Raw genomic sequence first — 5,494 nt, 5'->3', positions numbered from 1 at the left:
GGCACCATCTGGCTGCAGCAGGGGTCCGAGCCGCTGGCCGACGACGCCGAGGATGTGTTGCGCGGCGGGGCGGTACTGGCGGCGCGGGTGCTGTCACGGCTGGCCGCGGCGCCGTCGTCGCACAGCCGCCTGGTGCAGCAGCTGCTCGGCCTCTCCGGCGACGACCCCGGCGACGTGGTGACGACCGCGCGCGAACTCGGCATCGACGCCGCAGGCCGCGCCGCGTTGATCGGGTTCCACGGTGTCGGGGCGGCGGCGCCCCCGGAGGTCGTCGCGCTGAGCGCAGGTGCGTTCCGACGCGATGCGCAGGTGGCCTCGTCGGGCGACCGGGTGTACGTGCTGATCCCCCGCGCGGGCGCGCCGGCGACCATCGGTTCGTGGGCCCGCGGCGTGGTGGCCGCACTGCGCCGGGAACTGGGTCTGAGCCTGCGCGCGGTGGTCGCCCACTCGCCGGAGGGCCTGGCCGGTGCCGCCGCCGCACGCGCCGAGGTGGATCGGGTGTTGGACAGTGCCGCACGCCATCCCGGCGCCATCGCGGAGGTCACCACCGTCGACGAGGCCCGCACCACCGTGCTGCTCGACGAGATCGTGTCGCAGGTTGCCGCCCAGCCCAGGCTGGTGGATCCGCGGGCGCGCGCGTTGCGCGAGCGCGACCCGATGCTGGCGCACACCTTGAGCGCGTATCTCGACGGGTTCGGTGACATCGCCGCGGTGGCCCACCGGTTGCACGTGCACCCCAACACCGTTCGCTACCGCATCCGGCGCATCGAGACGCTGCTGTCGACGTCGCTCACCGACCCTGACGACCGCCTGGTGCTGGCGCTCGGCCTTCGCGCGACCGAGCCCGGCTAGCGCGAACCCCTTTCGGCGAGCAGGCCCCCGCAAGCGGGAGGTGCCCCCCGCAAATTCGCACTTTGCGACCGCAGACTGCGCGAATTTGTGTCTGCTCGCGACCGAACCCTAGACCCGCAGCGCGCCTGCGGCCAGCTCGTCGAACCGCTCGATCGCCTCGTCGCCGTCGGCGTCGATCCCCCGGAGCGGGCCGTGGTCGGCGAGGTAGCGCTGCGCATACAGCCGCGCCACCAACGCTTTTCGTTCACCCCGGCCGTCGGCGCGCTCCCACGCCGCCTGCTCGGTCAGCAGGGCGCCGGCGTAGACGTCTCCCATGAACCGGGTCAGCGGGAACAATCTCGCCTCGGCGACCGCGCCGTCGAGTTTGGTCCACGCGGTGATGGCGGCCTCGAGATCGCCGATGCGCTCCGCCACCAGCCCCGTGACCTCGTCGCCGTCGGACACCGAGACCGCGTCGTGCATCCGGGACAGCAGCGGTTCGTGGGCCTGCGCCCGCTCGATCCCGCGGCGCACGTCGAGGCACAGGATGTTGTCGGGGCCCTCCCAGATCGTGTTGACCTGGGCGTCGCGCAGCAGCCTGGCCACCGGCCAGCCCTCGATGTAGCCGTTGCCGCCGTGGATCTCGATGGCGTCGGAGGCGATGGTGATGCCGAGCCGGCAGACCTTGAGCTTGGTGACGGGCACCGCGATGCGCTGCCGGATGCGGCGGGGCTGGCGGTGGTTGGCGGCGCCGGTGCCGTCGAACACCATGGCCTGGGCGGCCTCGACGTCGACGATCATCTCGGCGAGTTTGCGCCGCATCAGCGGCTTGTCGATCAGCGCGCCGCCGAACGCCTGCCGGTGCCGGGCGTAGCACAGCGACTCGACCAGACCCCGCCGGGCGTTGCCGAGCGCGAACAGCGCGATGCCCAGCCGCGCGGAGTTGGTCAGCTCCATCATCCGGCCGAGGCCCTTGCCGTCGGACGGGCCGGCGTCGGCGTCTGGCTCGCCGGAGAGCAGGAAGCCCTCCGCGTCGACGAACTCGATCTCACCTGACGCCACCGATTTCGTGCCGAGCTTGTCCTTGAGCCGACGGATGCGCACGCCGTTGCGGGAACCGTCGCGACGGGTGCGCAGTACCAGGAAGGTGGCCACGCCGCGCGACGAGTCGGGGGCCCCTTCGGGTTTGGCGAGCACGACGAAGGCCTCGCCGTTGCAGTTCGAGGCGAACCACTTGAAGCCGTTGAGCATCCAGGCGTCGCCGCGGCGGGTGGCCGTCGTCTCCAGTGCACCGAGGTCCGATCCGCCCGTCCGCTCGGTGAGCAACTGGGCGGTCTCGCCTGCCCATTCACCGGAGCCGAACTTGGCCAGCACGTGATCGCGGACATCCGCCGGTGCGTAGGCCGCGACGAGCGACTGCACCATGCCCCCGCCGGTGCCCAGCGCGCAGCCCATCCCGATGTCGGCCTGGTCGAGGAGGTAGTTCGACGCGAACAGCGTCAGGCCCGAACTTTGCCCGGCCGTACGCGCATCCGCGCGCAACGATTGCTGCGCGTCGAGCACCGCGCGCTTGGCCGCGGTGAACGATGCCGGCATGACGACCTGGCCGACGTCGTGCCCCCACCGGTCGTAGCGTTCGAGCCGCGGCGGGTTCCGGTCGGTCTCCTCGGCCCAGCGCGCGACCGGCCCGCCCATCAGCTCGCCCATTCGCGTCAGATGCGGCTCGGCGAAGGCGAGTTCGTCGGGCTGCAGGTAGTAGGCCATGGTGGCCTGCAGCGTGGGATCGGTGTCGTACCAGTTCAGCCCGACCGCGCCGGCGAAGTCCTCGGTGCGGTAGCGGCCCGCCTTATCGTCGGTGCTGAACGGAAGCCGGTCGACGGCCTCGACGTCGTAGTCGCGCATGCCACGACCGTATTACGACGCGGGCCGTCACCGGGGCAGGTCAGGCCGATCGCCGGGTGAGCATCAGGGCGCCCGCCCCGATCACGGCACTGACCACCATCGCGACCGCCATCGGCACCGCCGTGTGGTCACCGCCGATCCCGACCAGTGGTGAGACCACCGCGGCGAGGCCGAACTGCAGCGCGCCGAGCATCGCCGACCCGGTGCCCGCCGTGGTGCGCACCTCGTCGAGGGCCAGCGACGTCGCGTTGGCCATCACCAGACCCAGCGAGGTGACCGTGCCCCACAGCAGCACCAGCGTCGCCCACAGCACCGGTCCGAGCACGGCGTCGAGGAGCAGCAGCGCGGCGAACACGACCAGCAGCGAGGTCCCGAGGGCGAGCAGCCGGCGCTGACCGAAGCGGCCGACGATCCGCGCGTTGAGCGCGTTCATCAGCACGAGGCCGACGGCGTTGGCGGCGAAGGCGATCGCGTACGTGATCTCGGAGAGCCCGAGGACGTTCTGCAGCACGAACGGCGAGGCTGCGATGTAGGCGAACATCACCGCGAAGCTGAACGCGAAGGCCGCGGTGTAGCCGATGTAGTGCCGGTTCGTCAGCACCGATCGGGCGTCGCGCAGCATGGCGGTCACGCCGCCGGTCATCCGGCGTTCCTCGGGATGGGTCTCGCCGAGCACCGCGACGACGCCGACGAACATCGCCGCCGCGAGGCCGGTGATGATCCAGAAGACGCCGCGCCAACCGATGAGACCCATCAGCGATCCGCCGAGCAGCGGCGCCACCACGGGGGCGACGCCGTTGATGATCATCATCAGGCTGAACACCCGCGCGGCGGCGGCGCCGTGGGCCCGGTCGGACACCACGGCGCGGCTGAGCACCACGCCGGCCGCTCCGCTGAACCCCTGCAGGAACCGGAAGACGGTGAGCAGTTCGATGGTGGGCGCCAGTGCGCACGCCGCTCCGGCCAGCACGCACACCAGCGTTCCGGCCAGCATCAAGGGACGCCGGCCGAACCGGTCCGAGAGTGGGCCGATGACGAGTTGACCGATCGCCAGCCCGATCATGAACGTGGTCAGCGTCAGCTGGATCGCCGATGCCGAGGTGCCGAACTCCTCGGCCATCGCCGGGAAGGCCGGCAGGTACATGTCGGTGGCCAGCGGCGCCACGGCGGTCAGCAGCGCGAGCACGCCGAGCCAGCTCAGCGGCAGCGGCCGGGTGGTGGTCTCCGTCGCGGTCTCGGTGCCGCGCAGGGTGGTCCGGGAGTTCATCGCACTCACATCACTATCTATAGATTTATAGCTATTTCCAGAGCTAATATAGCGGACATGGCTCCCCGCCGAGAAGACGTCAATGCGCGTGATGTTCGCGACATCGCTGTGGCCGTCCGGACCGTGGTGTGGTCGCTGCGCCGGTTCGGCGAGCGCCAGGCCGGCCTGGAACCGCTGCCGCACTCCGAGTTCGAGGTGTTGCGCACCGTCTCGGACCACCCGGACATCACCGTGTCCGACGTGGCGCGCATGGTGGCCGTCCAGCCGAGCAACGTCAGCACCACCGTACGGCGGCTGGTCGACCGCGGCCTGGTCGAGCGTTCGGTCGATTCCCGGGACCGCCGGTCGGTCCGGCTACGGCTGACCGCCAGGGCGGCCGGGCACAAGCGGATGATCGACGCGGTCTGGTCGGACGCCGTCCGGGATCAGCTGGCCGAGATGACCGACGCGGAGGCCGACCTGCTCATCAAGGCCGCACCGGTGTTCCAGCGGCTGGCGGCGATGGGCTGACCGCTCAGCGCAGCCGGTCGACCGCCGCCGCGATGGCGTCGTCGGTGGCGGTCAGCGCAATGCGGACGTGCTCGGCGCCGCGGGGGCCGTAGAACTCGCCGGGCGCGACCAGGATGCCGAGCCGGGCGAACCAGTCGACGGTGTCGCGGCACGGTTCGCCTCGCGTGGCCCAGATGTAGAGCCCGGCCTCGGAGTCGTCGACGCGCAGTCCGGCCGCGCGCACGGCGGGCAGCAGGGCGTCCCGGCGGCGGGCGTAGCGCTCCCGCTGTTCGCGTTCGTGCTCGTCGTCGTCGAGTGCGGCGACCATCGCGACCTGCACCGGCGTCGGCATCATCATGCCTGCGTGCTTGCGGACGGCCAGCAGTTCGGCGACCACCGCCGGATCGCCGGCGACGAAACCGGCGCGGTAGCCGGCCAGCGACGACGTCTTGGACAGTGAGTGGATGGCGAGCAGTCCGGTGTGGTCGCCGTCGCAGACGCTCGGGTGCAGTACCGACACCGGCCGCTCGTCCCAGCCGAGGCCGAGGTAGCACTCGTCAGAGGCGACGAGCACGCCGCGCTCACGCGCCCAGCCGACGACCTTGCGGAGGTGATCGACGCCGAGCACCTTGCCGGTCGGGTTGCTGGGCGAGTTGAGGTAGACCAGGGCAGGCGTCTGCGGACCGAGCTGCGTCAGGGAATCCGCGCGGAGCACGTGTGCGCCGGCCAGCCGCGCACCCACGTCGTAGGTCGGGTAGGCCAGCTCCGGCACCACCACCACGTCGTCGGGGCCGAGCCCGAGCAGCGTCGGCAGCCACGCGATCAGCTCTTTCGTGCCGATCGCCGGCAGCACGGCGTCGGGCGCCAGGCCGGTGACGCCGTAACGCCGACGCAGCGCGTGCTCCGCCGAGGCCCGCAGCTCCGGACGGCCCGCGGTGGTCGGGTATCCCGGCGCCGCGCTGCCGGCGACCAGTGCGTCGCGGATGACGGGTGCCACCGGATCGA

General features: G+C 71.6%; 5 protein-coding genes. 2 read left to right on the top strand and 3 right to left on the bottom strand.

Features of this window, described 5'->3' with window-relative positions; translation table 11 throughout:
* The coding region (locus Q2100_RS22410; protein ID WP_302915826.1) for a PucR family transcriptional regulator at positions 1-852 on the top strand (852 nt) is incomplete at its 5' end.
* A gap of 108 nt (positions 853-960) precedes the next feature.
* On the opposite strand, the gene Q2100_RS22405 is transcribed toward Q2100_RS22410, so the two are convergent.
* Together Q2100_RS22405 and Q2100_RS22400 are read right to left on the bottom strand one after the other, a co-directional pair.
* Positions 961-2,733 carry an acyl-CoA dehydrogenase family protein gene (locus Q2100_RS22405; RefSeq protein ID WP_302915825.1) on the bottom strand — a complete coding sequence of 591 codons (1,773 nt, stop codon included), beginning with the start codon at positions 2,731-2,733 and terminating at the stop codon, positions 961-963.
* A 40-nt stretch (positions 2,734-2,773) separates the two neighbouring features.
* Positions 2,774-4,000, bottom strand: coding sequence for a multidrug effflux MFS transporter (locus tag Q2100_RS22400; protein WP_302915824.1), 1,227 nt, complete (start codon positions 3,998-4,000; stop codon positions 2,774-2,776).
* Between the two features lie 57 nt (positions 4,001-4,057).
* Between Q2100_RS22400 and Q2100_RS22395 the strand changes: the two genes are divergently transcribed.
* Positions 4,058-4,510 carry a MarR family winged helix-turn-helix transcriptional regulator gene (locus tag Q2100_RS22395; protein WP_302915823.1) on the top strand — a complete coding sequence of 151 codons (453 nt, stop codon included), beginning with the start codon at positions 4,058-4,060 and terminating at the stop codon, positions 4,508-4,510.
* Positions 4,511-4,514: 4 nt separating this feature from the next.
* On the opposite strand, the gene dapC is transcribed toward Q2100_RS22395, so the two are convergent.
* A partial coding sequence (gene dapC / locus Q2100_RS22390; RefSeq protein ID WP_302915822.1) for a succinyldiaminopimelate transaminase occupies positions 4,515-5,494 on the bottom strand: 980 nt, incomplete at its 5' end.

Source organism: Mycolicibacterium arseniciresistens (assembly GCF_030519285.1).
GTDB classification, from domain to species: domain Bacteria; phylum Actinomycetota; class Actinomycetes; order Mycobacteriales; family Mycobacteriaceae; genus Mycobacterium; species Mycobacterium arseniciresistens.
Note: the sequence above shows the minus strand (reverse complement) of the source record. Positions and strands in the feature narration are given on the sequence as shown.